Below are 23,685 nucleotides of genomic sequence, written 5' to 3'. Positions count from 1 at the left end.
GCTCCCGCTCCGCCAACTCCGCGCAATTACCGCACACTTCGCCCTCCCGTCCCGTCGTCGTCACAGCCTGTCCCCCCTGCTCCTCGCGTTCGCCCGCGCGGTCCCCGCCCGCAGCCTCTCCTCCGGGCTCGCCGCCCGTACGTCCCCCGGCGCCACGCTCCACTCGCACCCGCCCCGCACCGGCCGCAGCCACCACTTCCCGCCCATCGCGCCCTGGAACTCCGCCACTTGCCCCCGCACCATGTCCACCACGAGCGCCCCCCGCTCCGGCGCCCCCACGTGCTGCGCCGCCACGTCCCGCTGCCGCGCCTCCGCGCCCCTGCTCACCACCGACGCCAACCTCAGTGCCTCGTGCGCCCCCAATGCCTCCACCCGCACTCCCGGCGTCTCCGCCCGCGCCCCCGCCCGCGCCACCTCCGTCTCCACCCCCGCCAGCCACAACGCCCTCCGCAGCAGGCCGGCCGCCCTCTCCGCCTCCTCCCACGGTTCACCGAACGTCGTCACCGGAGCGGGGGGCTCCAGCAGCAGCGCCAGATACGCCGCCACCTCCGGCCGCAGCGGTCCGCAGAACACGACCTCCCGCCCGTCCTCTTCCGCCAGACTGACGGGCACATCGAACCCTCGTGCCAGCAAGGCGAGATGAAGCGAGGAAGCGCACTCCGCCGCATCCGGCGGGGCGGGCGTTTCAGGTGTTGCCATCATGACCATGAATCCCTTGTGCGGTGGTACATCCGGATAAGAGAATTTCCTCAGCTACGGAGGGTGAGTACAGCGTCTCTGTGGGGTAGGTAGCAGCGCAATGGGTGACACGTGACACGGCGCGGCGTCACTGATCATCGGGGCAGCGAGAAAGGGCCCGCATGGCAAAGGTGAAGCGGCTCAGGAACGGCGAAGGAGCCGGTTCGGGGCGCTCGGGACCGGCGGTCTGGGGCCGCCTGGAGGTCCACTTCCGGACGCAGGCCGGTGTGACGCAGGCCGAGTTGGCGCGGGCGCTGAACGTGGAACGGTCCCTCGTGTCCAAGTTCGAATCAGGCGACCGGGTCCCGGACTTGAAGCACGCGGAGGACGCCGACGCGTTTCTCGACGCGGGCGGAGCGCTGGTGGAGCTGTGGAAGGAGACGGACTGGTATCCGCAGGTCGAGCACCCGGACTGGTTCGAGCGCCGGGCACGGATGGATGCGGAGGCGACGGCGGTCTACGTGTACCAGACGCAGACGTTTCCCGGTCTTCTTCAGACGTACGAGTACGCGCTCGCGCTGTTCGGCCAAGTCGAAGTGGACGAGGTTGCTGAGGAGCGAGTACGGGCCAGGCTCAGCCGTCAGGTCCGGTTCCAGAAGAGCGATGGCCCCACGCTCGTGGTGATACTGGACGAGAGCTGTTTTCAGAACGTCATGGGCAGCCCGGCAATCATGCACGCTCAATGCGAGCACCTGCTGAACGAGGCCAGCCGGATGCACGTGCATCTTCACGTTGTTCCGGCTTCGTCGCCGCATCTGGTTCCGCCGAAGACGTCAATGACCTTGCTGACGTTGCCGGATGGGGAGCGTTGGGTCTACTCCGAGTCTCTCGACTGTGGGCATTTCGTCGGTGACCCGAAAGCCGTCGCAAGGCACCAGCAGACCTATGATGTGCTACGAGCCGACTGCCTGTCGGTTTCAGACTCCGCAGCCCTGATCAGGGACGCGATGGAAAGGTACGACCGGGATGCCCAAGCAGAACCTCAACCCGCTCACGTGGGTCAAGAGCAGCTACAGCGGGAACGACGGCGGCGACTGCATCGAAATCGCGTCCGGGTTCCCCGGCCTCGTCCCCGTTCGTGACAGCAAGGTCGTGGATGGCCCCATCGTGACCGTCGGCGCGGCCTCGTTTTCGGCCTTTCTCGAAGGCGTCGTCAAGTCCCGCTGATCTGACGGGCGTTGTTTGAGGGCCACTTCCTCGCGGGTACATCCGCGCCGAGGTGGCCTTCCGCGTACCCGAGGGGAGTTCCGGCGTGGCGATGACCTGGAAGCGGAGCAGCTACAGCGGCGACAACGGCGGGGACTCCGTCGAAGTCGGCTTCGACTGGCGCAAGTCGAGCTACAGCGGGAACAACGGTGGCAACTGCGTCGAGGTCGGAGCCGTCTGGCGGAAGTCGACGCACAGCGGGAACGACGGCGGCAACTGCGTCGAGGTCGCTGCCCAGTGGCAGAAGTCCAGTCACAGCGGGAACAACGGCGGCGACTGCGTCGAGGTCGGCACCGTTCCCGCCTCCCCTCACATCCTCGTCCGCGACAGCAAGCGCGCCACTGAGCCCGGCACCCCCGTCCTCCATCTCACCCCCACCGCCTTCACCGCGTTCCTGGCCACCTTGTCGTCAAGGTGAGGTCCGGTGCCGGGTCCCTCCTTCGGGCGGGAAAACGGGGCGCCGACGTGAGGCCGCCACGCCGCCCCGAGGGCGAGGCCCGGGGGCTCAGGCAGCCGTGCGCGGGGCCGTGTGGCGGGTCAGGGCGGTGATGAGCGTCGGCCAGAGTTCGCGGGGGCGGTCGTGGCCCATGTCGGGGACGAGGAGGAGGCGGGCGCCCGGGACGAGCTGGGCCGTGCGACGGCCGCCGCTCGGGTCGATCAGGGTGTCGTCGAGACCGTGGATCACGAGGGTGCGGACGGTGAGGGCGCGGAGCCCGGCCGCGCGGTCGCCGCTGAGGATCATCGCGCCGAGCTGTCGCGCCGTACCGGCCGGGCAGTAGCCGCGGTCGTACGCGCGGGCCGCCAGCTCGCGCAGCGCCGCGAGGTTCCCGTACCGCCGCGAGGCCCAGACCAGTTCCCGGTCCGCCGAGGCGATGTAGCCCTCGCGGTCGTCCGGCCGTGGCGCGAAGAGCGCGGCCTGCGCCTCCGGGGTCGAGTCGCCGTAACCGGGCTCTCCCGTCGAGGACATCATCGAGGTGAGGCTCAGGACGCGGTCCGGGTGCTCGATCGCCATCGTCTGCGCGATCATCCCGCCCATCGAGGCCCCGACCACGTGCGCCCGCTCGACGCCGAGCCGCGTGAGCAGCCGCATCCCGTCCCCGGCCATGTCGCCGAGCCGGTACGGGATCATCGCCTTCGCCGCCTCGATGTCGCGCGCCTGGACCGCCGCGACGAACTTCCCGAGATCGACCGGGTACGCGTCGAACTTGGTCGAACGGCCGCAGTCCCGGTTGTCGTACCTGATCACGTACCGGCCCTGAGCGGCCAGTTCGCGGCAGAAGTCCTCGTGCCAGGAGATCATCTGCGCGCCGAAGCCGGCGACGAGGAGGACCGCGGGGTCGGCGGGATCGCCGAAGGTGTCGTGGGCGAGGGTGACGGGGCGGGTGGTGGCGCTCATGGGGGACAGCTTTTCAGGGGGGAGGGGGTCGGGGCACCCCGGTTGCCGTGACCGGGCGACGGCAGTGGGCGGGCGGACCGCCCGTGACGGGGCTCAGCCGGGCTCGGCGCCCGGCTTGTCCGGTACGACGACGAGGCTCAGGAGGTGGCGGACGCGGCCGTCGTCCGGCCCGTGGTGCGAGTAGCGGGCCGCCACCTCCTCCAGATCCCGTACCAGCGCGGCGAATTCCTCGTCCGTGAGCCAGACCGCCCCCTGGCGGTACATGACCCCCTCGCGGGCCGGTTCGCTGTCCTCGCGGGCGAGGTAGCGGTCGAAACCGGCGGCCAGGGCGCCGGTGAAGACCGTGAACGCCTGCCGGTGGTCCTCCTTCGTCATCTCCGGGCGCTCGTCGTCGGCGACGAGGGCCTTCTCCTGCCGCACGCGGTAGGTGCGCTCCACCGTGCCGCGCACCGGGCGCTCGCTCACCACTTCGAGAATCCCGGCCCGCGTCAGGACGGCGATGTGGCGGTACATCGTGGCCGTCGGGACGTCCGGCATCCGGGAGCGCAGCTGCGCGGTGGTCAAGTCCTCGGAGCCGACGAGGGTTTGGAGGATGCGCATCCGTACGGGGTGCAGGAGGAGATTCGCGGTGGGCATGAAGGCATGATCTCACGTCTGATAACGTTCTCATTATTGAGAGCAATAAGGGGGAGATCGTGCTCGACACCCGTATCAGCGATGCCCGGACCGGTTCCGGGAAGGCCCGTCCCGGTCCCGTGGACACGCACTTCAGCGTCACCGCCGACGACGGCGTCCCGCTCGCCGGGACGCTCACCCTCCCGGCGGGAACGGGCCCGCACCCCGCCGTCCTCGTCCTGCACGGCTCCGGCCCGCTCGACCGCGACGGCGACACCCCCAAGCTGCCCGTGCGGCTCGGACCGCCGCTCGCCGCCGCGCTCGCCGCAGCGGGGATCGCGAGCCTGCGCTACGACCGGCGCGGCGTCGGCGCGACCCCCGGCGACTGGCGCGCCTCGGGCTTCACCGACATCCGCGCCGACGCCGCCGCCGCGCTCCGCGCCCTCTCCGCCGACCCCGCCGTACGGCCCGACGCGCTCGCCGTGCTCGGTCACAGCGAGGGCGCCGTGCACGCGATGGGCCTCGCCGCACGTCAGCCGCGGGACGTACGGGCCGCCGTCCTCCTCGCGGGGTACGCGCGGGACGGCCGCTCCGCCCTGCGCTGGCAGGCGCGGTCGCTCTTCCGGGGGCTGCCCGCGCCCCTGCGCCTGCTGCGGCGGCCCGCCTTCGCGGCCGGGCGGCGCGTGCTCGCCCGCGTGCGGCGCGGCACCACGGACGTCATGCGCGTGCTGGGCGTGCCGCTCAACGCCCGCTGGATGCGCGAGAACATGGCGCACGACAGCCGCGACGACCTCGCGGCGATCCACGCCCCCGTCCTCGCCGTCACCGGGGCGAAGGACGTGCAGGTCAGCCCCGCCGACCTCGACGAGATGCGCCGCCTCGTCCCCGGCCCGGCCGAGATCCACCGCGTCCCCGACCTCACCCACGTACTGCGCCGCGACCCCGGGCGGCCCTCCGTGCGCGCGTACGGCCGGCTGCTGCGGGAGCCCGTCGACGCGGAGCTGATCGCCCTGGTGACGGAGTGGCTCGCGGAGCGGCTCGGGGCGGGGGAGCGGGGCGGTGCGGATGCCCCCGCCGGGCGCGTCAGCTGATGTCGACGGCCGTGCCGGGGGGCGGTGCGGCTCCTCGTGCTCCCCGGTGCCGCTCAGGTTGCCCCGGGCCCGGGGCGCACGGGCTCGGGCGCCGTTCCGATGCCGGGCCGTCATGTGCCGGTAGCCACACAGTGGTTGTGACGCCGCTCGCGTGTGCATAACTCCTTGTGCAGACCCCACACTTCTGCTCTTCCAAGGGAGTCCCCGTGCCCCACCTCACGCGACGCCTCGCCACGCTCGCCGCGCTCAGCGCCGTCACCGTCCTCGCCACGGCGGGGACGGCGCTCGCCGATCCGCCCGGTGCCCTGCCCGAGAACGCGAGCGCCCTGGAGAAGACGTACGAACCGGCCTACGACTACGACAAGGACGGCTGCTACGCGAGCACCGCGATCGGTCCGGACGGCACCCTCAACGGCGGCCTGAAGCTCGGCGGCGACGTCAACGGGCAGTGCAGGGACGCCTCCGACCTCGACAACGTCAACGTCTACGCCCGCACGAAGTGCGACAACGACTGGTGCGCCATCGTCTACGCCTCGTACTTCGAGAAGGACCAGGCCGCGCTGGGCCCGGGCAGCGCGGGCCACCGGCACGACTGGGAGCACAACGTGGTGTGGGTGCACGGTGACCGCGTCGCCTACGTCTCGACCTCGCAGCACGGCGGCTTCGCCGTGCACGCCGCCGACAGCCTCCCCTTCGACGGCACGCACGCCAAGGTCGTCTACCACAAGGACGGCATCAGCACGCACTGCTTCCGCGCCGCCAAGAACAACGGCGGCGACGAGCCGCCGGAGAACCACAAGGGCACGTGGCAGCGCCCGCCGGTCGTCGGCTGGGACGGCTACCCGCCCGGCATCCGCGAGAAGCTGACCTCCGCCGACTTCGGCTCGGCACTCCTCGGCATCCGCGACGACACCTTCGCCGCCCACCTGGAGAAGGCCCGGCCTGCGGACGTCCCCTTCGACCCGTACGCGTGAGGGACGGGCCGGACGCACGGGGGGCGGGGCGCTGATCCGGCGCCTCGCCCCGTGTCCCGGGGCAGCCCCCCGCGGCGCACCTCCGAGGGCGGGTGCGCGCACGCGGGGCGCGGTAGCGGCGCCGGTGCGCCGCTCCTTTGCCGGAACGGCAAGCATGTTTGCCTCTCGCGCCGGAGCTGCCGCACGGTGGTGGCACCGGAACGAGAGGTGGTGGTCGGGATGACCGAGGTACGAGGGCGGTACGACGCCGTGGTCGTGGGCGGTGGGCCTGCCGGGCTCGGAGGAGCGCTCACGCTGGCGCGGGCGCGGCGCTCCGTGCTCGTCGTCGACGCGGGCGAGCCGCGCAACGCGCCCGCCGAAGGGGCTCACGGGGTGCTCGGGCTGGAGGGCATCAAGCCCACCGAGCTGCTGCGGCGCGGCCGCGCGGAGGTGCGCGGGTACGGCGGCGAGATCGTCGCGGGCCAGGTGCGGGAGGTGAGGCGGGACCGTGACGGGTTCGTGGTGGCGTGCGCGGACGGCACGACCGTGCGGGCGCGGGCGGTGCTCGTCGCGAGCGGGCTCGTCGACGTGCTGCCGGAGGTCCCGGGGCTGCGGGAGCACTGGGGCGCGGATGTCGTGCACTGCCCGTACTGCCACGGCTGGGAGGTGCGTGAGCGGGCGATCGGCGTGCTCGGCACGGGCCCGCTGTCGCCGCACCAGGTGAAGCTGTTCCGGCAGTGGACCGACGACCTCGTCTACTTCCCGGACCGTCAGCCGGTGCCCGGGGACGAGTGGATCGCCGCGCGCGGCATCCGCGTCGTGCCGGGCGAGGTGGCGGGTGTGGAGAGCGACGCGGAGGGGCGGCTGAGCGGCGTGCGGATGGCGGACGGAACGTTCGTTCCGCGCCGGGCCCTCGTGGTCGCGCCCCGTATGGAGGCCCGCGCGGACTTCCTCGCGGGTCTCGGTCTCGCCCCCGTGCCGCACGCCTCCGGTATGGGCACCCATGTCCCCGCCGAGCCCACCGGGCGCACCACGGTGCCCGGTCTCTGGATCGCGGGCAACGCCACCGACCTCTCCGCGCAGGTCGGAGCGTCGGCGGCGGCCGGGGTCATGGCGGCGGCCCAGCTGAACATGGAGCTGATCGAAGCGGACACGGAGCGGGCGGTGACGGCCCACCGCGCCCGGCAGGTGTTCTCGCCGGAGTCGGAGGCGAAGGTGAGCGCGCTGGTGCGGACGGCCGAGGGCTGAGGCGCGGGCGGGTCCGAGGGGCGCGCCCGCACCGCGCGGCGGGCCCGCCCGACGGGCCGTCCGCCCGGCCGCGTACCGGGCGCTGCCTCGCGGCGGGGCTCCGTCGCCTGCCGCCCGCCCGTCGCGCACCCCTCCGCCCCGGCGGCCCCCAGGGCTGACGCCCCTCGCCCTGGGGGCCACCGGGACGGACGGTCGCGCGACGCGCGGGCGGGTGGACGAGTACGGCACGGGCGTACGGGGGCTGACGGGTCAACACACCGTTTTCGCGCGGGAGTTGACCCGGGCATGACGCGCGAGTCGTGCCGCCCCCGGGCCCTCTCCCGCTCGGCTTCTCAGGCGCTCGAACCCGGGCGCGCGATCATCAGGACCGTCACCGTCACCCACAGCAGGTTGAAGACGCCCGTGAGCATGCCGAGGCGCGGCGCCGCCCACGCTCCCGTCGCGGGCCCCTCTCCCGTCAGCGCGTACTCCTGGCCCGGCAGGACGGCCAGGACGAGGACGACGGCCGCGAGCGCCGTCAGCGCGATCGACGTCCCCACCCACGGGTCGCCGAGCACCCCCATCGTCGCACCGGTCGCGAAGCCGAGGAGGGGTACCGCGAGGGACACGGCGGCGTAGACGCGGCAGATGCGGTGCAGCACCCCGAGGCTCGCCGCGTCCGCCTCGCGGCGGTGGAACGCGGGGAACATGCTCGCCGCGACCGCCACCGGGCCCACCGCCAGGATCGCCGCGACGACGTGCAGGGAGAGGAAAAAGGTCTTCACGGAACGGTGACGCTACGGGGGGCCGCCGCTCGGCCCCAGAGGCAAAAGTGACACCCTTCGCCGACTTTCCGCCACACACGGGAAAGGGGCTTCATCAAGCCGTTCACCTGCGGGAACCACGCATCGTGGAAGGCGGGTGAGGAGGAATTCCCCCGGCGCGGCGCAGTACGTTCGTGCCATGCATACCGTCGCCGTCCTCGCCCTCGACCACGTGGTCCCCTTCGATCTCTCGGTCCCCATCGAGACCTTCGGGCGGACGCGGCTCCCGGACGGCCGGGACGCGTACCGGGTCGTGGTCTGCGCCCCGTCGCCCGGCGAGGAGGTGGCCACCGGGGCCTTCACGCTGCGTGCCCCGCACGGGCTCGACGCGCTCCGCACCGCCGACACCGTCGTCGTGCCCGGCACCACGACACCACTCGCCCCGCTGCCCGCCCCCGTACGGGAGGCGCTGCGCGAGGCGGCGGCGCGCGGGACGCGGATCGCCTCGATCTGCACCGGCGCCTTCCCGCTCGCCGCGACCGGGCTGCTCGACGGGCTGCGCGCCACGACGCACTGGGCCGCGGCGGCACTCCTCGCCGAGACGTACCCGGCCGTCGAGGTCGATCCCGACGTCCTCCACGTCGACAACGGGCAGTTCCTGACCTCGGCCGGGGCCGCCGCCGGGCTCGACCTCTGCCTGCACCTCGTACGGCGGGACTACGGGTCCGCCGTCGCCGCCGACGCGGCGCGACTCTCCGTGGTGCCCCTCGAACGGGAGGGCGGCCAGGCGCAGTTCATCGTCGCGCCCCTGAAAGCGCCGCCCCGGGGCGGCGAGTTGGAGCCCCTGCTCACCTGGCTCGAAGGGCACCTCGACGAGGAGATGACCGTGGAACGGATGGCGCGGCGGGCGGGGACGAGCACGCGGACGCTGATCCGGCACTTCCGGGAGCAGACGGGGACGACACCGTTGCGGTGGCTGCACCGGGCGCGGGTGCGGCGGGGGCAGCACCTCCTGGAGACGACCGGGTACTCGGTGGAGCGGATCGCGGAGCAGGTCGGCTTCGGCTCGGCCGGGGCGTTCCGGGAGCGCTTCAAGCGGACGACGGGAGTCAGCCCGCAGGGGTACCGGCGGGCGTTCGGCGGAGTGCGGGTGGAGTAGGCCCCGCCGCCGTAGGGGATCCGCCGCCAGGCGCGGCGGCGGCCCCGCGCGGCCGAGAGCCCGCCAGGCGCGGCGGCGCCTTCGCGCGGCCGAGAGCCCGTCAGGCGTGGCGGCGGCCCCGGACGGCCGAGGCCACCAGGCTCGCCACGCCCGCCGCGCAGCCGATCCCCACCAGCCACCACGAGGCCGTCGTCAGGGCGTGGGTGAGGGCGTCGTAGCCCGCGCCCGCCGCCGGGCGGGAGAAGCCGGAGGGGATGCTGTCCAGGGTCCGGTCCCGGCCCGCCATCAGCGCCAGGCGCAGGGCGAGGCCCGCGAGCGCGACCCCGAAGGCCAGGAACCCGAGGGCGCGGAGCCTGCGGTGGGCGAGCGCGACCGAGACCCCGCCGAGGACGAACGCGGCGATCGCGGGCCACGGCCCCGCCGTCTCGAAGGCGTGGAACACCTTGCGCGCCGTGCCCAGTTCGCGGGACTCGACGAACGTGATCGACGTGTCCGTGTCCGGGATGCGGTCCGCGTACGGGACGTGGTTGTCGATCAGCTGCTGTTTGACCTGCTTGGTGACCGGGCCCAGGTCGATGCGGATGTCCCCGCCCGACTCGCGGTCGCTCAGCGCGTCGAGCACCGCCCTGTGCGCGCCGCGCGCCGCCGCGTCCCACGCGTCGCGGAACGCCGGCGAGCCCGTGAAGGAGACCGCCGCCTCCCGCACGAACTCCCGCCCCTGGTCCTGGAGCGGCCCGAGATCGACCTGCCGCATGACCCCGTCCGTCACCGCGTCGGCGACCGCCTCGCGCACGTCCCGGTTCGACCCGAGCGGCGAGACGGCCTCCACGAAGGTGTCCGTGTCCCCGATCTCGTACTTCGCCCACACGGAGAGCGCCCCGGCCGGTACGCACACACAGGCCGCCACGGCGAGCACCACGGCGAGCACGGCCCGCACCACGTACCCCGCACCGCGCCCGCGCCCCCGCACCCGCGCCTCGCCCTCCGCCACCGCCCCGCCTCCCACACGCCTTCAAGATCCGTACGTCCCGCACCTACCCAGGCAACGCGCCCCCGCACGCGCGCGCCAGTCCCACGGGCGTACGGGTGAGGAACACGGACACGGTGCGGACCGGGCCGGGACACGACGGGGAGGCGGCGCGGGCGCGGCGGGGACACGCCCCCGGCCGGGCCAATGGGCATATCGGGCGATTGCCGCATGATCTGCTGCCGCAGCCGTCCGCCACCCCTGCACCGACCCCGACGGGATGCCCCCATGCGCCACCGTCTTGCCGGTACGAGCACGAGCGCCCTCCTCGCCGCGCTGTGCCTCGCGGCGCCCGCCGCAGCGACCGCCTCGCCGCCCCCGGTCCCCGGCTCCCTCACGCTCGTCGAGCGCGTCGCCGACGGGCCGGGCGGGGCCGCGCGGCCGGAGGAGTGGACGGTGGCCGCGCGCGGACCCGTGGAGATCGAGGGCACCCACGGCACAACCACCGTGACCGGGGTGGAGGTCCCGCCCGGGGACTACCGGCTCACCGAGTACGGCGGTCACCCCGGCTACACGTCGACACTGTGGCACTGCGCGGGCCGCACGGGCCCGCTGCCGACCGGCGACGGGAAGGTCACGGTGGCGGCGGGGGACACGGTGCGGTGCGTGGTGACGAACCGGCCGGTCGCGACGGGCGCGGGGGGCGAGGCGGGCCCGGGGAGCGAGGCGGGTACGGGGAGCGAGGCGGGTACGGCGAGCACGGCGGGCGTGGGGAGTGAGGCGGGGGCCGTGGCCGGCAAGGGGGCGGGGCTGCCGGGCCCCGGGGGGAGCCGCGCATCCGGGCCCGCGTCCGTGAGTACATCCGCCTCCGCGAGCGCACCCGCCCCGTCCGGCCGGTTCGCCGAGGCCGGGGACGGCGTGTTGCCCGGTGCGGGGCTCTTCCTCGCCGTCGTGTCGGGGGTGCTGTGCGCGGTCGGTCTCGGCTTCCTGCTCGTGCGGCGGCGGCTGCGGGACTGAGCCGGGCCGGGCGGGCGCCGCCTCTCTCAGAGGTGGGCGTCCGTCGGGACCTCGCGGGTGTGGAAGCGGTAGACGGCCATGAGGAACGCGCCCGCCGCGAAGAACACGCCGAGGAAGACGGACCACAGGATCGTCGGGTTCGACAGGCTGTGCAGGTACCCCATCGAGCCGCCCCAGAAGACGCCCCACACGAGCGCGCGGCGCACGCGCGGCAGCGCCGGGGTGATCTGCCGCAGGGCGAGGTAGACGAGGCCGAAGACGATGCCCGCGACGCACCCGTAGAGCACGTTGTAACCGGTCACCCCGTGCTCGTGGCGCGTCGTCACCGAGGCCCAGAGCCCGTAGCCGGCCGCGAGCCAGAAGACGTTGCTCGCCGTGACCGGCGTGATCCTGCGGGACGGGCGGTGGCGCTTCGCCGGTGCGGGAGGCTTCGAGGCGGGGGGAGCGGCGACATGGGCCATGGCTGTCTCCTTTGCGGTCCTTGTCTCCAGAGTCCTCCTCCGCCACGGGGCGGCAACCCGAATCGCCTCCCGTGGCGGCCCCCCTCCGCCCGTGTTTGGGTGGAGACGTGAGTTCTCGCCCGGTGCTGCGCTCCCTCGCGTCCCGCATGTGGGGCGGGGAGCCGCTGCGGCTGCGCGGGCACCGCGCCGCCTGGTGCGTACCGGCCGCGCTGCTCCTGCTCGTCGTCGGGCTGGACTTCCTGACCGGCGGCGGCTTCCGGATGATCACGTGGATCATCGTCGTGCCCGGCATCGCGGCGGCCCTGTGCGGCCTGTGGACGACCGCCTTCTTCGCGGTGCTCTCCACCCTCACCTACGTGCTCATGAACCTCGCCTGGTCCGCGCAGTACCGCACCGGCTGGCCCGACTTCGTCCTCGTCGTGGGTGGCGGCGCCGTCGCCCTCGCCGCCTGCGCGCTGCGGTTGCGCGCCTCGCGCTACGTCGGCCACCTCCAGGACATCGCCGAGGCGACCCGTTCCACCGTGCTGCGGCCCCTGCCGCCGCACTGGGCCGGTGTGGAGCAGGCCGCGATCTACCTCGCCGCCGACACCACCGCGCGGGTCGGCGGCGACTTCTACGACATCCAGCCCTCCCAGTACGGCACCCGGGTGATCCTCGGCGACGTCCAGGGCAAGGGCCTCAACGCGGTCACCGCCGCAGCCGCCGTCCTCGGCTCCTTCCGTGAGTGGGGCTTCCACGCCGCCGACCTCGCGGTGGTCGCCGAGCGCCTGGAGACCCGGATGCGCCGCTATCAGGCGTACAGCGCCGTGATGGGTCTGGCGGGCGAGGAGGACCGCTTCGCGACCGCCGCGCTCCTCGGCTTCCCGCCCTTGTCCGACGCCGACCCCCTCGACCAGGCGGCCCAGGCCGACCCGGCCAACTTCCCGCGCCCCACGCCGTACGAGCTGGAGATGGTCGACTTCGGGCACGAGGTGCCGCTCGCCGTGAGCCCGCGCGGAGTGCGCGAGATCCCGACCGATCCCATGCTCCCGCTCGGGCTCAGCGGCCTCGTGCGCGCTCCCTTCGTCGTACGGCGCTGTCGCGTGGCCGCCGACGAGACGCTGCTGCTCGTGACGGACGGGGTGACCGAGGCGCGCGGCGCCACGGGCGAGTTCTTCCCGCTCGCGGAGCGGATCGGGAGACGCGTCGGCGCCGACCCCGGGCTCGTCAAACCGATCAGGCTCGTCGCCCTCGTACGGGACGAGGTGCTGCGGTACACCGGCGGGCGGCTCGGCGACGACACCACGATCCTCGCCGTGCGCCGCGCGGGCGGGGGCGAGGGCCCGCGCGATCCACCGGCGCGCGGCGAGGACGAGCCGGGGCCCCGGACGTCCCCGGGCCCCTCCGACCCCAGCGCACCACCGGCGAGGAATCCCACGTAGCACGCCATCCCGCGACGAAGGAGTTCCCTCATGGCGGACACGATGAAGGCGGTCCAGTACCGCACGGTCGGCGCGGCCCCCGAGGTCGTCGAGATCGAGAAGCCCGAGCCGAAGCCCGGCGAGATCCGGCTCAAGGTCACGGCGGCGGGGGTCTGCCACTCCGACATCGCCGTCATGAGCTGGAGCGCCGACCAGCTCCCGTTCCCGCTGCCGCTCACCCTCGGCCACGAGGGCGCGGGCGTGGTCGACAAGCTCGGGGAGGGGGTGCGCAACGTCGCTGTCGGCGAGTCCGTCGCGGTGTACGGGCCGTGGGGGTGCGGGCGCTGCTCCAAGTGCCAGCAGGGCAAGGAGAACTACTGCCTGGAAGCGGCCCGCCTCGGTATCTACCCGCCCGGACTCGGCAACCCGGGCGCGATCGCCGAGTACATGATCGTGGACGACGCCCGGCACCTCATGCCGCTCGGCGACCTCGACCCGGTCAGGACGGTGCCGCTCACGGACGCGGGGCTCACCCCGTACCACGCCATCAAGCGCTCGCTGCCCAAGCTCGTGCCCGGCTCGACCGCCGTCGTCTTCGGCACCGGCGGGCTCGGCCACGTCGGCATCCAGCTCCTGCGCGCCCTGACCCCCGCGCGCGTCATCGCGCTCGACGTCAACGACGAGAAGCTGCGCCTGGCCAAGGAGGTCGGCGCCCACGAGGCCGTCCTCTCCGACGAGAACGCCGTCGAGAACGTCCGCAAGCTCACCCCCGGGGGCAGGGGCGCCGAGGCCGTCTTCGACTTCGTGGGCGTCCCGCCGACCGTCAAGGCGTCCGGCGCCTGCGCCACGATCGAGGGCGACGTCACGATCGTCGGCATCGGCGGCGGCAGCCTGGAGGTCGGCTTCGGGCTCCAGGCGTACGAGACCGTCGTGACCTCGCCGTACTGGGGCAGCCGCTCCGAGATGGGGGAGACCTTCGACCTCGCGCGCGCCGGGGCCGTGGACGTCCACATCGAGACGTACACGATCGACGAGGCGCCGCGGGCGTACGAGCGGCTGCACGACGGGAAGGTCCGGGGACGCGCGGTCATCCTGCCGAACGGCTGAGCGCGCCCTGTCACTACGACACCCGTGTAGAGCGCGCGTCACGGGACAGTCGTAGAGTCGCGGAAAACCCGTGGGGCCCGGCAGCACGCCGGGCCCCACCCCCCGCTTCCGTGTGCCCCGAGGAAAGGAACCCGAGGACCGATGGGTGAACCCCCGCGAGCCGTCCGCACCGCCCGCGCCCCGCGAGCCGTCCGCACCGCCCGCGCCCCGCGCGCCGCCCGCGCCCTGCCCGCTCACCCCCGGCGGTGACCGCGTGATCGCCGTCGTGCAGCTCCTCGTCGCCGCCCTCCTCATCCTCGCCTGCGCGCTCTTCGTCGCCGCCGAGTTCTCCCTCACCACCGTCGAGCGCTCCGACCTGGAGCGCGCCGTGGACGCGGGCGAACGCGGCGCCGAGGGCGCGCTCGCCGCCGTGCGCTCCCTCACCTTCCAGCTCTCCGGGGCACAGCTCGGCATCACCGTGACCTCGCTGGTCATCGGGATGCTCGCCGAGCCCGCCGTCACCGAACTCCTCCACGGCCCGCTCTCCGCGATCGGGCTGCCGCGCGGCGCCACCTCGACGATCGGCTCGATCCTCGGCGTCGGCCTCTCCACCGTCGTCCTCATGGTCATCGGCGAACTCGTCCCCAAGAACTGGGCGATCTCCCGGCCCGTGCCCGTCGCCCTCGCCGTCGCGGGCCCGCACCGCCGCTTCTCCGCCTTCTTCGGGTTCTTCATCCACAGCCTCAACGCGACCGCGAACTTCTTCGTCCGGCGCCTCGGCCTCGAACCGACCGAGGAACTCGCCTCCGTGCGCGGCCCCGAGGAACTCGTCGCGCTGGCACGGCACTCCGCCGCAGAGGGCGCGCTCGAACCGGACTCGGCCGAACTGTTCATCCGCACCCTGCACCTCAACGACCTCACCGCCGAGAACGTCATGACCCCGCGCGTCGAGGTCCAGGCCCTCGGCGAGGGGGCGAGCGCGCTCGACGCGGCGAACCTCGCGCACGCGACCGGGCTCTCCCGCTTCCCCGTCTACCGCGAGCACCTGGACGACGTGCTCGGCACGGTCCACATCCGCGACGTCCTCGCCCTCGAACCGGCCGCGCGTGCCCGTACCCGCGTCACCGACCTCGCCACGCCCGCCCTCCTCGTCCCCGACTCGCTCCCCGCCGACACCCTCCTCGCCCGGATGCGCGCCGCGCGCACGATGGCCGTCGTCATCGACGAGTACGGGGGCACGGCGGGCGTCGTCACGGTCGAGGACATCGTCGAGGAGGTCGTGGGCGAGGTGCGCGACGAGCACGACCCCGAGGAGACCGAGGACCTCCTGCCGGGGGCGCCGACCGCCGACGGCCGCGAGACGTGGGAGGCGGACGGCTCCCTGCGCCTCGACCAGCTCCGCCTCATCGGCCTGCACGCCCCCGAGGGCCCCTACGAGACGGTCGCCGGCCTCCTCGCGACCCGCCTGGGCCGCATCCCCGAGGCGGGGGACGTCGTGGAGCTGGGCGAAGAGGACGCGGGGGCGGAAGGCTGGGAGTTCACGGTCCTGTCGGTGGAGCACCACAGGGCCGAGCGGGTACGGGTCGTCAAACCGGCCGAGGACGAACCCGCGCACGTCGAGGAGGCGGGCCGATGAGCACGCGAGGCACTGACCAGGGGGACCCCCGATGACCGCCGTCCAGTTGCTCGTCGGGCTGCTCACGCTCTTCACCAACGCCTTCTTCGTCGGCGGCGAGTTCTCGCTCGTCTCCGTGCGCCGCAGCCAGATCGAGCCGCTCGCGCAGGCCGGTGACAAGCGCGCGGCCAGCACCCTCAAGGCACTTGAGCACATCTCCGCGATGCTCGCGACCGCGCAGCTCGGCATCACCGTCTCCTCGCTCGTCCTCGGCGCGGTCGCCGAACCCGCGATCGCGCACCTCCTGGAGCCGGCCTTCGAGGCGGTCAGCATCCCGCACGGCCTCGTGCACCCGCTCTCCTTCGTCATCGCGCTGACGCTCGCCACGTATCTGCATATGCTCATCGGCGAGATGGTCCCGAAGAACATCGCGCTCGCCGAGCCCGTGCGCACCGCGCTGCTCCTCGGCCCGCCGCTCGTCGCGCTCACCCGCGTCCTCAAGCCCCTCGTCTTCGGCATCAACAGCCTCGCCAACCACCTCCTGCGGCTCCTGCGGGTCGAGCCGAAGGACGAGGTCGAGTCCGTCTTCACCGACGACCAGCTCGCGCGGATGGTCGAGGACTCCAGCGAGGCCGGACTGCTCAGCGAGGCCGACCGCGACCGGCTGCGCGACGCGCTCGAACTCGGCACCCGTCCCGTCGGCGAGATCATCAAGCCGGGCGCGACGCTCGTCACGGTCGACAGCACGGTGACCCCGGCCCGGCTCGAACGCGTCGCCGCCGAGTCCGGCTTCTCCCGCCTCCCGGTGACCGGCGAGGGCGGCGCGCTCCTCGGCTACCTCCACATCAAGGACACGCTCGGCGTCACCGAGCGGGACAAGCCATTTCCGCGCGCCGCCTATCACCCGCTCACGCGCGTCCGTATCGACACGCCGCTCGACGACACGCTCACCGCGCTGCGCACCGACGACAGCCATCTCGCCGCCGTGACGGGCGAGGAGGGGCGCGTGCGCGGCTTCGTGACGATGGAGGACGTGCTGACGGAGCTGGTGGGGCCCGCGCCGGAGGGCTCCGGGGCGACGGCCGTCGGCTGAGGGGGAGGGCGGACTTCTCCCGGGCGCGGGCCCCTCGGACCGGTGCGCCGACGCGGCTTCGCGTACCGACTTTGTGAGGGGCCTGAGAAGTTGCCACGAAAGGTGCGCGGCTGAAAACGGACGCATCGCCTCCAGGGTGGGACAAGCCACACCCGGCCGCCTTGCACAGGGTGCGGTGGGGGTGACTAGTCTGCCGCTGATGCCTTCCACCGACATACTTCCCGCATTTCTGGTGAGACGCGTTCCGACCCGTCGGCGTTCCATCGGGGAGGGATTGTGAGCGAGTCCGGGCGCGGACACGGACAAAAAGGCGGTACGGAGCCGTCGACCGAGGGGCGCGTACCACTGCCTCCGGAGAACGCGGCGAGAGGTGCCCTGGCGACGGGCACGGGCAGCGACACCCTCGTGCTCAAGCGCGTGCGGGTACCGGCGGAACCGGCGGCGAAGCCCGCCGAGGCCAAGGGGAAACAGGCCGCCAAGCGCCGCGACCCCTTCTTCGACAACGCGAAGTACCTCGCGATCGTGCTCGTCGCGATGGGCCACGCCTGGGAGCCGCTGCGCGGGGACAGCCGGGCCGCGTCCGCGCTCTACATCTTCGTCTACACCTTCCACATGCCGGCGTTCATCATCATCTCCGGCTACATGTCCCGCAGTTTCGACATGCGCCCGGACCGGCTGCGCCGCCTCATCACGGGGGTCGCGGTCCCCTATGTGATCTTCGAGGTCGCGTACACGCTCCTGAAGCGCACGGCGGGCGGCGACCCGGACTACCCGTTCAGCCTGCTCGACCCCTGGTACCTGACCTGGTTTCTCATCGCGCTGTTCGTGTGGCGCCTGACGACACCGATCTGGAAGCTCGTGCGCTGGCCGGTGCCGCTCGCGCTCGCCATCGCGATCCTCGCGGCGATCTCGCCGGACATCGGCGACGACCTCGACATGCAGCGGGTCCTGCAGTTCCTGCCGTTCTTCGTCGTCGGCCTCAAGCTCAGGCCCGAGCACTTCCAGCTCGTACGCCGCCGCGAGGCCCGCCTCCTGTCCCTCCCGGTCCTCGCCGGCGGCGCGCTCTTCGCCTACTGGGCGGCGCCGCGCATGAACGCGGCCTGGTTCTACCACCGCGACAGCGCGCAGGAACTCGGCGCGCCCGGCTGGACCGGGGTCGTCATGACGCTCGCGCTCTTCGGCTGCTCGCTCGTGCTCACCGCGTGCTTCCTCGCCTGGGTGCCGCGCCGGCACATGTGGTTCACGGCGCTCGGCGCGGGGACGCTGTACGGGTACCTGCTGCACGGCTTCCTCGCGAAGGGCTCGCGCTTCGGCGACTGGTACGCGGCGGAGTGGCTGCACACCCCGGTCGGCGAGATAGCGGTCACGCTCATCGCGGCGAGCGTCATCACGGTGCTGTGCACGCCGCTCGTGCAGCGGCTGTTCAAGTTCGCGATGGAACCGGAGATGCGGTGGGCGTTCCGCCGGGACGCCGAGGAACTCGCCAAGCGGCGATGACCCCGCGGGGCAGGCGGTGGTGAGAGATTGTCGGCACCGACACGAAAGGGTGGACGCGATGCCTCTGAGTGGTGAGTACGAACCGAGCCCGGAGAAGTGGGTGCGGGAGCAGGTCGCCGAGTACGAGAGCAGCGGCGGGACGCGCGGCACGGAGATGCGCGGGATGCCGGTCATCGTGCTGACGACGCTCGGCGCGAAGAGCGGGAAGATCCGCAAGACACCGCTGATGCGGGTCGAGCACAACGGCGAGTACGCGGTCGTCGCCTCCAAGGGCGGCGCCCCCTCGCACCCCGTCTGGTACTACAACATCAAGGGCCACCCCGAGGTGGAACTCCAGGACGGCCCGGTCCGCAAGGACTACACGGCCCGCGAGGCCACGGGGGCCGAGAAGGCGGAGTGGTGGGACCGCGCGGTGGAGGCGTTCCCGGACTACGCCGAGTACCAGAAGAAGACGGACCGCCCGATCCCGCTCTTCATCCTGACGCCGAAGGACTGACGCGGAACGATGGCGAACCGCCCGTGCCCTTGAGGGGGCGCGGGCGGTTTCGTCGTACGGGGCGAGGGGACCCGCGCCCTCACAGCTCGCCGGTCTCCAGCACGAGGTCGAAGGGAGCCGGGAGGGGGAGAGGGGTGCCGAAGGGGTGGGGGCCTTCGACGCGGGTGTAGCCGAGCGGGCCCGGTTCGGAGAACAGCGTAACGCTGCGTTCCTGGCGGTCGACCAGAAGGTACAGGGGAGCGCCGTACTCGGCGTAGCGACGGCGCTTGACCACGCGGTCGGTCTCGGCGTCGGAGGGGGAGGTCACTTCGACGACGAGGAGGGTCTGGTCGGGCAGGAGGGAATTGGAATCCTCCACCAGGTCGTCGGGGACGACGGCGAGATCGGGGATGTACCAGTTGGGAGACCCCGGCAGGTCGAGGTTGCCGGAGCCGATCTCGAACCCCAACTCCAGACAGCGGGGGGAGATCTGCCGGCGAATCTTGTTCGCCGTCCGTTCATGGGGCCAGCTCGGCGACACCTGTGTGATGACCCCTTCGACGATCTCGGCGCGTTCCCCCGCCACATGCTGGACGGCGTACTTGAGCGCCTGCTCCGCGTCGATGCCCCGACCGTAGCCGGACGTTGCCTCGCCCATGCCGCACCTTTCGCGGACGCTCTACCAGGGAGCGTCAGAGTAGTACAAACCTACCCCTTTTCTTTCTGAGCATCCCAGACGATGACGGGAGGGCTTCACCCCCCGTCCCCCAGTGCCGCGTCCCCCTCGATCCCCCGCTCGACCTGCCCCGGTACGTCCGCCAGCAGATACAGGGACTCGTCGAAGACGGTCAGGACGACGACCACCATCACCGCGTGCGCGACCACGTATTCGATGAGGACCCCCGGCGCCACCTGCGCCTTCCGGTTGTCCTCGTGCGTGCCGATGGGGGCCGTCGCCGGGTGGTACGGGTGGCGGGCGAGCACCGCGAGGCCCCGTTCGAGGGTCTCCCTGCGGTCTGGTGAGAGCAGCGCCGCCGACTCGGCGCACTCCACCGTGTAGGTGACGCGGAATCCGTCCATGGCGGGAGGGTAACCGCTGCGGGTGCCGGTACTCGCGCCACTCCGGCTAATGGCACGCCATGCCCGGTGCACTCAGGGGGACTTGTGCCGTGTTGGGGGGCTGGGAAGGGCGCGTTGGGGGCTCGGGGGCCCGGTGCGGGGTCCGGCGGACGCCTCGGTGCGGGGTTCCCGGGCGGTGGGCCCGAGTGGGTCCCGGCGGTTGGTCCCGGTAGTGGGCCCGAGTGAGTCCCGGCGGTGGGTTCCTGGCTCTGGCGCCCACCGCCGGGAGTTCCTCGTGACTCACTTTCTGAGGTAAGCCTAGCCTTACTCGTCCGCGTTCTTCAACTCCGCGCGGCCGTCTCCTCCGTGCCGCCCCTCCCCGCTCCCCGTCCGCGCGGACCACCCCGCCGCCACCACCACGAGCGCGATCGCGACGCTCTCGCGCACGCCGAGCGGTTCCCCGAGGAAGGCGAGCCCGACGAGCGCGCCGACGGCCGGGGAGAGCGCGAGCAGGACGCCGAAGGCGCGCGAGTCGATGCGGCGCAGCACGGTCATGTCGAGCGCGTACGGGACGAGCGAGGAGAGCAGCGCGACCGCGCACCCGGGCAGCAACGCCCCGGGGTCGGCGCGGACTTGGTCACCGCCGTGCACGGCCGCGAGCGGCACGAGCGCGCACGCCCCGGCGAGCAGCGCGAGCGAGAGCCCGCCGAAGTCGGGGAAGAGCCGCCCGACGCGCTTGCTCAGGAGTACGTACGCGGTCCTGCACCCGGCCGCCGCGAGCCCGAACCCGAGCCCCGCGAGCGGCAGTTCCCCTCCCGGCGCCCCGAGCAGCAGTACCCCGCAGAGCCCGAGCAGCCCCGCCACGAGGTGCGCGGGGCGGCGCGAGAGCGCGACGGCGAGGAGGAGCGGGCCGAGGAGTTCGACGGTCGCGGCGACGCCGAGCGGGAGGCGGTCGAGCGCGAGGAAGAAGGTCAGGTTGTTGCCCGCGAAGACGAGCCCGAGCGCGCAGGCTCCGAGCCACTGCGCACGGCTGTACGTGGTGAGGCGGGGCCGCACGAGCAGCGCGAGCAGCAGCGCCGCGAAGCCGAGCCGCATCCCGGCAACCATCACCGGATCGACGCGCCCGTAGAGGGACTTGGCGACGGCCGCCCCCAGTTGGAGGCTGCACATCTGCCCGAGCACGAGGACCGGGGCGAATCGGGTGAGGGAGCCGGTCGCCCGCACGCCGGCGGGCGTGGAGGGCGGGCCGGTACGCGGCGGGGTGCTTCGTATGCCTGTACGCATGACCGCCAGCGTGGTGTCATGTCCTTGTGCAGTTCAACCATTACGGCGGCGAGGCTGCCCGCCTCGCCGCGGCCCTGGTCAACGCGGGCCCCGCGGACGACCTGGCCCCGCTCCTCCGCGCCCACGGCATCCACCGCCCGGCCCCGGCCCCGCGCGGCGTACGGGAGCTGCGGGCCTGGGCGGCGGCGTCCCTCGCCCCGTGCTTCGCCGCGTCGGGCGGCCGGCCCCTGGACCCCGAGGCGCTGGCAGTGCGCTGCGCCCACGCCAACTCGGCCCTCGAAGAGGCGGCTTCACTGCCCCGCATCTCGCTCCACGACGGCACCCCGCACCTGCACTACGGCCCGGAGGACCAGGCGACCGTGGGGCACGTGAAGGCGTCGACGGCGGCGGGGCTCGCGTACGTCATCTGCTCGTCGAGCGCGCACCGCCTCGGGCGCTGCGCCCGCTGCGACGCGGCGTACGTCGACACCTCGCGCGCGGGCCGCCGCACGTACTGCACCGTGCGCTGCGCGAACAACGACGCGGTGGCCCGTCACCGGGAACACGCCTGAGCCACGGGGCTGCGTCTCGCGGGGCGGGGCGGCCTGTGCGCGGGGCTGGCCGGGCGTAGCTGACGCCGCTGGCCGGTGTGGTCCCGCAGGGCGGCGGCATGAGCGGACGCCAGGGGGCGTGCCTCGGCGCTCAGTGCCCGGCCCAGAGCCCAGCACTCGGCGTCGTCGCCCCCCGGCGCGCCCAAGGGGCGCGCCACGCTCCTCACCGTTCGGCGTCGCCCGGCACCGGGGCGCCCCCGTCCCGCACCACCAGCCACGGCCGTACCTGCCGCCGCGCGTGGTGCAGCCGCGATTTCACCGTCCCCAGCGGAATCCCCGTCCGCTCCGAGATCTCCGTGTAGTCCATCTCGCAGATGTCCCGGTAGACCAGCGGCGCGACCAGATGCGGACTGTCGCGTTCGAGACGGTCGAGCGCTTCGAGGAGGTCGAGCCGCGAGCCCGCGATCACGCTCGTCGTACGGGGGTCGGGCCGCTGGTGCTCGTCGGCGGGGAGCGGCTGCTCGGCGGCCCGCCGCTTCAGCTCGCGGTACTTCTGCCGCGCGCAGTTCGCCACGATCGTGTACAGCCACGTACTGAACTTGCTGCGGCCCTCGAACCGCCCGATGTTCCGCGCCACTTGGAGCAGCACGTCCTGCGCCGCCTCCTCCGCGTCCTCGCGGTGCAGCAGGAAGCGCCCGCACCGCCGCACCACCTCGGGCTCCACCGCCCGCAGCAGCGTGTCCAGCGCCTGCGCGTCCCCGCCGGACGCCGCCCTCGCGAGCGCCTCGGTGTCGGGCACCTCCCGGTACCCGTACGAGCCCTGCCCGGCCTCGCTCATCGCTCCACCCCCGCACCCACGACCCCGTGCCCACCGGCACCGCGCTCACTGCCCCCGGCCCCGGACCGGCTACCCCCCGCCGCCGCCCCGCACACCCGCACCCCGTGCCGTGCGCCCCCGCGCCCCCCGGCCGCGGAAGAAATTCCGGTGCCGGAGGCAAAAGAACGGAGGGGCCGCGGAGCGTCGGAAGCCATCTGGGCATCATAAAAGGCATGCCCCCACCTCAGCGGATCGGCCGATACCTGGTGCAGCGCAGGCTCGGCTCCGGCGCCTTCGCCGTCGTCTGGCTCGCCCAGGACGAGCGCCTGCAAGCCCCCGTCGCCGTCAAGGTCCTCGCCGACAACTGGGCGGGCCGCCTCGACATCAGGGAACGCTTCCTGAGCGAGGCCCGGCTGCTTCGCCAGGCGGGTTCCGGGGGCGTCGTGCAGGTCTACGACATCGGCGAGCTGGAGGACGACCGGCCCTACTTCGTCATGGAGTACGCGGACGCCGGCACGGTCGAGGACCTCCTCATGGCCGGACCGCCCCCGCTCGCCGAGGCCCTCCGCCTCGTGGCGGGCGCCGCGACCGGCGTCGCGGCGCTGCACGGGGCGGGCATCGTGCACCGCGACATCAAGCCGTCGAACGTCCTGCTCAAGAGCCCCGGCGGCCCGGGACCCGTACGCGCCGGGACCGAACGCGTCCTCGTCGCGGACCTCGGCCTCGCCAAGAACCTCGCCGCCTCCTCGGGCCTCACCGTCGTCGCGGGCTCCGCCGGGTACATGGCCCCCGAGCAGTCCGATCCCCCGCCCGGCGGCATCGACGCGCGCGTCGACGTCTACGGCCTCGGCGCGCTCCTCTACCACCTCGTCACCGGTACGGTCCCGGGTCCGGCGGGCCGCGTCCTGCCCCCCACCGAACTGCGCCCCGACCTCCCCGCGGCCGTCTCCGCCCTCGCCCTCCGCGCCCTCGCCCCGGCTCCCGGCGACCGCCCGTCCGACGCCACGGAATTCGCCCGCGAGCTGGAGGCGGTGCGGGCCCGCCTCGCGGACACGCCGCCGCACGACGGGGTACGGGAGCCGGAGCACGAGGCGGCGGTACGGGCGGGACGCGGCACGGCGGGCCCCGGCGCCCCTGCTCCCGTCCCGGCGGCCCCGTCGTCTCCCGTACCGGCCTCCCAGACCCCCGCGCAGGCGACCCCGTCCCCCGCCCCGTCCTCCCCCGCCCCGCCGGAG

26 protein-coding genes are annotated in these 23,685 nt (G+C 73.4%); 16 read left to right on the top strand and 10 right to left on the bottom strand.

Going from position 1 to position 23,685, the window contains the following annotated elements:
• Positions 1–60: 60 nt before the first annotated feature.
• Positions 61–612, bottom strand: coding sequence for a hypothetical protein (locus IF99_RS35630; protein WP_324604391.1), 552 nt, complete (start codon positions 610–612; stop codon positions 61–63).
• Positions 613–860: 248 nt separating this feature from the next.
• On the opposite strand from IF99_RS35630, the gene IF99_RS0124345 reads away from it, so the two are divergent.
• The 3 genes from IF99_RS0124345 to IF99_RS31115 all read left to right on the top strand — a co-directional run bounded on the left by IF99_RS0124345 (position 861) and on the right by IF99_RS31115 (position 2,362).
• Positions 861–1,820: a helix-turn-helix domain-containing protein gene (locus tag IF99_RS0124345; protein ID WP_030999322.1), complete on the top strand. Its 960-nt coding sequence runs from the start codon at positions 861–863 to the stop codon at positions 1,818–1,820.
• Entirely contained in the window at positions 1,777–1,905 is a 129-nt protein-coding gene (locus IF99_RS35160; protein ID WP_234340829.1) for a DUF397 domain-containing protein, read from the top strand. Before IF99_RS0124345 ends, IF99_RS35160 begins: the two co-directional genes overlap by 44 nt.
• Positions 1,906–1,996: 91 nt before the next feature.
• Positions 1,997–2,362, top strand: a complete 366-nt coding sequence (locus tag IF99_RS31115; RefSeq protein ID WP_078655262.1) for a DUF397 domain-containing protein — start codon at positions 1,997–1,999, stop codon at positions 2,360–2,362.
• Positions 2,363–2,449: 87 nt separating this feature from the next.
• On the opposite strand, the gene IF99_RS0124335 is transcribed toward IF99_RS31115, so the two are convergent.
• A complete protein-coding gene (locus IF99_RS0124335) occupies positions 2,450–3,340 on the bottom strand; it encodes an alpha/beta fold hydrolase (RefSeq protein ID WP_030999318.1) in 891 nt (296 codons plus the stop codon).
• A 93-nt stretch (positions 3,341–3,433) separates the two neighbouring features.
• A complete protein-coding gene (locus IF99_RS0124330) occupies positions 3,434–3,976 on the bottom strand; it encodes a helix-turn-helix domain-containing protein (RefSeq protein ID WP_030999316.1) in 543 nt (180 codons plus the stop codon).
• Between the two features lie 119 nt (positions 3,977–4,095).
• Between IF99_RS0124330 and IF99_RS0124325 the strand changes: the two genes are divergently transcribed.
• The 3 genes from IF99_RS0124325 (at position 4,096) to IF99_RS0124315 (ending at position 7,247) form a co-directional block, all read left to right on the top strand.
• Entirely contained in the window at positions 4,096–5,046 is a 951-nt protein-coding gene (locus IF99_RS0124325) for an alpha/beta hydrolase family protein (RefSeq protein WP_030999314.1), read from the top strand.
• Between the two features lie 206 nt (positions 5,047–5,252).
• Positions 5,253–6,020, top strand: coding sequence for an NPP1 family protein (locus IF99_RS0124320; RefSeq protein ID WP_030999312.1), 768 nt, complete (start codon positions 5,253–5,255; stop codon positions 6,018–6,020).
• A 210-nt stretch (positions 6,021–6,230) separates the two neighbouring features.
• Entirely contained in the window at positions 6,231–7,247 is a 1,017-nt protein-coding gene (locus IF99_RS0124315; protein WP_078655261.1) for an NAD(P)/FAD-dependent oxidoreductase, read from the top strand.
• Positions 7,248–7,579: 332 nt separating this feature from the next.
• On the opposite strand, the gene IF99_RS0124310 is transcribed toward IF99_RS0124315, so the two are convergent.
• On the bottom strand, positions 7,580–8,011 hold the full coding sequence (locus tag IF99_RS0124310; RefSeq protein WP_030999308.1) for a hypothetical protein: 432 nt from the start codon (positions 8,009–8,011) through the stop codon (positions 7,580–7,582).
• A 178-nt stretch (positions 8,012–8,189) separates the two neighbouring features.
• Here IF99_RS0124310 and IF99_RS0124305 point away from each other — a divergent pair, with 178 nt between their 5' ends.
• Positions 8,190–9,149 (top strand): GlxA family transcriptional regulator, encoded by a 960-nt coding sequence (locus IF99_RS0124305; protein WP_030999306.1) that lies wholly within the window; start codon positions 8,190–8,192, stop codon positions 9,147–9,149.
• 100 nt (positions 9,150–9,249) lie between these two features.
• Here the strand turns inward: IF99_RS0124305 and IF99_RS0124300 are convergent, their stop codons facing one another.
• Complete coding sequence (locus tag IF99_RS0124300; protein WP_051703665.1) at positions 9,250–10,140, bottom strand: hypothetical protein; 891 nt, start codon at positions 10,138–10,140, stop codon at positions 9,250–9,252.
• A gap of 264 nt (positions 10,141–10,404) precedes the next feature.
• Here IF99_RS0124300 and IF99_RS0124295 point away from each other — a divergent pair, with 264 nt between their 5' ends.
• Complete coding sequence (locus tag IF99_RS0124295) at positions 10,405–11,133, top strand: hypothetical protein (protein ID WP_030999297.1); 729 nt, start codon at positions 10,405–10,407, stop codon at positions 11,131–11,133.
• Positions 11,134–11,159: 26 nt separating this feature from the next.
• Here the strand turns inward: IF99_RS0124295 and IF99_RS0124290 are convergent, their stop codons facing one another.
• Complete coding sequence (locus tag IF99_RS0124290; protein ID WP_030999296.1) at positions 11,160–11,594, bottom strand: hypothetical protein; 435 nt, start codon at positions 11,592–11,594, stop codon at positions 11,160–11,162.
• Positions 11,595–11,701: 107 nt separating this feature from the next.
• Between IF99_RS0124290 and IF99_RS0124285 the strand changes: the two genes are divergently transcribed.
• The 6 genes from IF99_RS0124285 (at position 11,702) to IF99_RS0124260 (ending at position 18,781) form a co-directional block, all read left to right on the top strand.
• Positions 11,702–13,015 (top strand): PP2C family protein-serine/threonine phosphatase, encoded by a 1,314-nt coding sequence (locus IF99_RS0124285; protein ID WP_234340827.1) that lies wholly within the window; start codon positions 11,702–11,704, stop codon positions 13,013–13,015.
• Between the two features lie 42 nt (positions 13,016–13,057).
• Positions 13,058–14,101, top strand: a complete 1,044-nt coding sequence (locus IF99_RS0124280; RefSeq protein WP_030999292.1) for an NAD(P)-dependent alcohol dehydrogenase — start codon at positions 13,058–13,060, stop codon at positions 14,099–14,101.
• 253 nt (positions 14,102–14,354) lie between these two features.
• On the top strand, positions 14,355–15,716 hold the full coding sequence (locus tag IF99_RS0124275; protein ID WP_030999290.1) for a hemolysin family protein: 1,362 nt from the start codon (positions 14,355–14,357) through the stop codon (positions 15,714–15,716).
• A gap of 31 nt (positions 15,717–15,747) precedes the next feature.
• Positions 15,748–16,788 (top strand): hemolysin family protein, encoded by a 1,041-nt coding sequence (locus IF99_RS0124270; RefSeq protein ID WP_030999288.1) that lies wholly within the window; start codon positions 15,748–15,750, stop codon positions 16,786–16,788.
• A gap of 276 nt (positions 16,789–17,064) precedes the next feature.
• Complete coding sequence (locus IF99_RS0124265) at positions 17,065–18,285, top strand: acyltransferase family protein (RefSeq protein ID WP_420705713.1); 1,221 nt, start codon at positions 17,065–17,067, stop codon at positions 18,283–18,285.
• Positions 18,286–18,343: 58 nt separating this feature from the next.
• Positions 18,344–18,781, top strand: coding sequence for a nitroreductase family deazaflavin-dependent oxidoreductase (locus IF99_RS0124260; protein WP_030999284.1), 438 nt, complete (start codon positions 18,344–18,346; stop codon positions 18,779–18,781).
• Positions 18,782–18,860: 79 nt separating this feature from the next.
• On the opposite strand, the gene IF99_RS0124255 is transcribed toward IF99_RS0124260, so the two are convergent.
• From IF99_RS0124255 to IF99_RS0124245, 3 genes are all read right to left on the bottom strand, one after another.
• Positions 18,861–19,418, bottom strand: a complete 558-nt coding sequence (locus tag IF99_RS0124255) for a Uma2 family endonuclease (protein ID WP_030999282.1) — start codon at positions 19,416–19,418, stop codon at positions 18,861–18,863.
• 95 nt (positions 19,419–19,513) lie between these two features.
• Complete coding sequence (locus tag IF99_RS0124250; protein ID WP_030999280.1) at positions 19,514–19,840, bottom strand: hypothetical protein; 327 nt, start codon at positions 19,838–19,840, stop codon at positions 19,514–19,516.
• A 303-nt stretch (positions 19,841–20,143) separates the two neighbouring features.
• Positions 20,144–21,103 carry an EamA family transporter gene (locus IF99_RS0124245; RefSeq protein WP_051703663.1) on the bottom strand — a complete coding sequence of 320 codons (960 nt, stop codon included), beginning with the start codon at positions 21,101–21,103 and terminating at the stop codon, positions 20,144–20,146.
• A gap of 26 nt (positions 21,104–21,129) precedes the next feature.
• Between IF99_RS0124245 and IF99_RS0124240 the strand changes: the two genes are divergently transcribed.
• Positions 21,130–21,654, top strand: coding sequence for a CGNR zinc finger domain-containing protein (locus IF99_RS0124240; protein WP_030999276.1), 525 nt, complete (start codon positions 21,130–21,132; stop codon positions 21,652–21,654).
• A 202-nt stretch (positions 21,655–21,856) separates the two neighbouring features.
• Here IF99_RS0124240 and IF99_RS0124235 read toward each other — a convergent pair whose 3' ends face one another.
• A complete protein-coding gene (locus tag IF99_RS0124235; protein WP_030999275.1) occupies positions 21,857–22,471 on the bottom strand; it encodes an RNA polymerase sigma factor in 615 nt (204 codons plus the stop codon).
• Between the two features lie 212 nt (positions 22,472–22,683).
• Here IF99_RS0124235 and IF99_RS0124230 point away from each other — a divergent pair.
• A partial coding sequence (locus tag IF99_RS0124230; RefSeq protein ID WP_030999266.1) for a serine/threonine-protein kinase occupies positions 22,684–23,685 on the top strand: 1,002 nt, incomplete at its 3' end.

This window comes from Streptomyces sp. NRRL F-5630, from assembly GCF_000719475.1.
In the GTDB taxonomy this organism is placed as follows: Bacteria; Actinomycetota; Actinomycetes; order Streptomycetales; family Streptomycetaceae; genus Streptomyces.
Note: the sequence above shows the minus strand (reverse complement) of the source record. Positions and strands in the feature narration are given on the sequence as shown.

What these genes read in the sequence shown, in the direction of transcription:
- IF99_RS0124270 (WP_030999288.1), top strand. Translation starts at nt 15,748, where the DNA reads ATGACCGCCGTCCAGTTGCTCGTCGGGCTGCTCACGCTCTTCACCAAC.
- IF99_RS0124280 (WP_030999292.1), top strand. Translation starts at nt 13,058, where the DNA reads ATGAAGGCGGTCCAGTACCGCACGGTCGGCGCGGCCCCCGAGGTCGTC.
- IF99_RS0124335 (WP_030999318.1), bottom strand. Translation starts at nt 3,340, where the DNA reads ATGAGCGCCACCACCCGCCCCGTCACCCTCGCCCACGACACCTTCGGC.
- IF99_RS0124345 (WP_030999322.1), top strand. Translation starts at nt 861, where the DNA reads ATGGCAAAGGTGAAGCGGCTCAGGAACGGCGAAGGAGCCGGTTCGGGG.
- IF99_RS0124295 (WP_030999297.1), top strand. Translation starts at nt 10,405, where the DNA reads ATGCGCCACCGTCTTGCCGGTACGAGCACGAGCGCCCTCCTCGCCGCG.
- IF99_RS31115 (WP_078655262.1), top strand. Translation starts at nt 1,997, where the DNA reads ATGACCTGGAAGCGGAGCAGCTACAGCGGCGACAACGGCGGGGACTCC.
- IF99_RS0124255 (WP_030999282.1), bottom strand. Translation starts at nt 19,418, where the DNA reads ATGGGCGAGGCAACGTCCGGCTACGGTCGGGGCATCGACGCGGAGCAG.
- IF99_RS0124305 (WP_030999306.1), top strand. Translation starts at nt 8,190, where the DNA reads ATGCATACCGTCGCCGTCCTCGCCCTCGACCACGTGGTCCCCTTCGAT.
- IF99_RS0124235 (WP_030999275.1), bottom strand. Translation starts at nt 22,471, where the DNA reads ATGAGCGAGGCCGGGCAGGGCTCGTACGGGTACCGGGAGGTGCCCGAC.
- IF99_RS0124250 (WP_030999280.1), bottom strand. Translation starts at nt 19,840, where the DNA reads ATGGACGGATTCCGCGTCACCTACACGGTGGAGTGCGCCGAGTCGGCG.
- IF99_RS0124245 (WP_051703663.1), bottom strand. Translation starts at nt 21,103, where the DNA reads ATGCGTACAGGCATACGAAGCACCCCGCCGCGTACCGGCCCGCCCTCC.
- IF99_RS0124290 (WP_030999296.1), bottom strand. Translation starts at nt 11,594, where the DNA reads ATGGCCCATGTCGCCGCTCCCCCCGCCTCGAAGCCTCCCGCACCGGCG.
- IF99_RS0124330 (WP_030999316.1), bottom strand. Translation starts at nt 3,976, where the DNA reads ATGCCCACCGCGAATCTCCTCCTGCACCCCGTACGGATGCGCATCCTC.
- IF99_RS0124260 (WP_030999284.1), top strand. Translation starts at nt 18,344, where the DNA reads ATGCCTCTGAGTGGTGAGTACGAACCGAGCCCGGAGAAGTGGGTGCGG.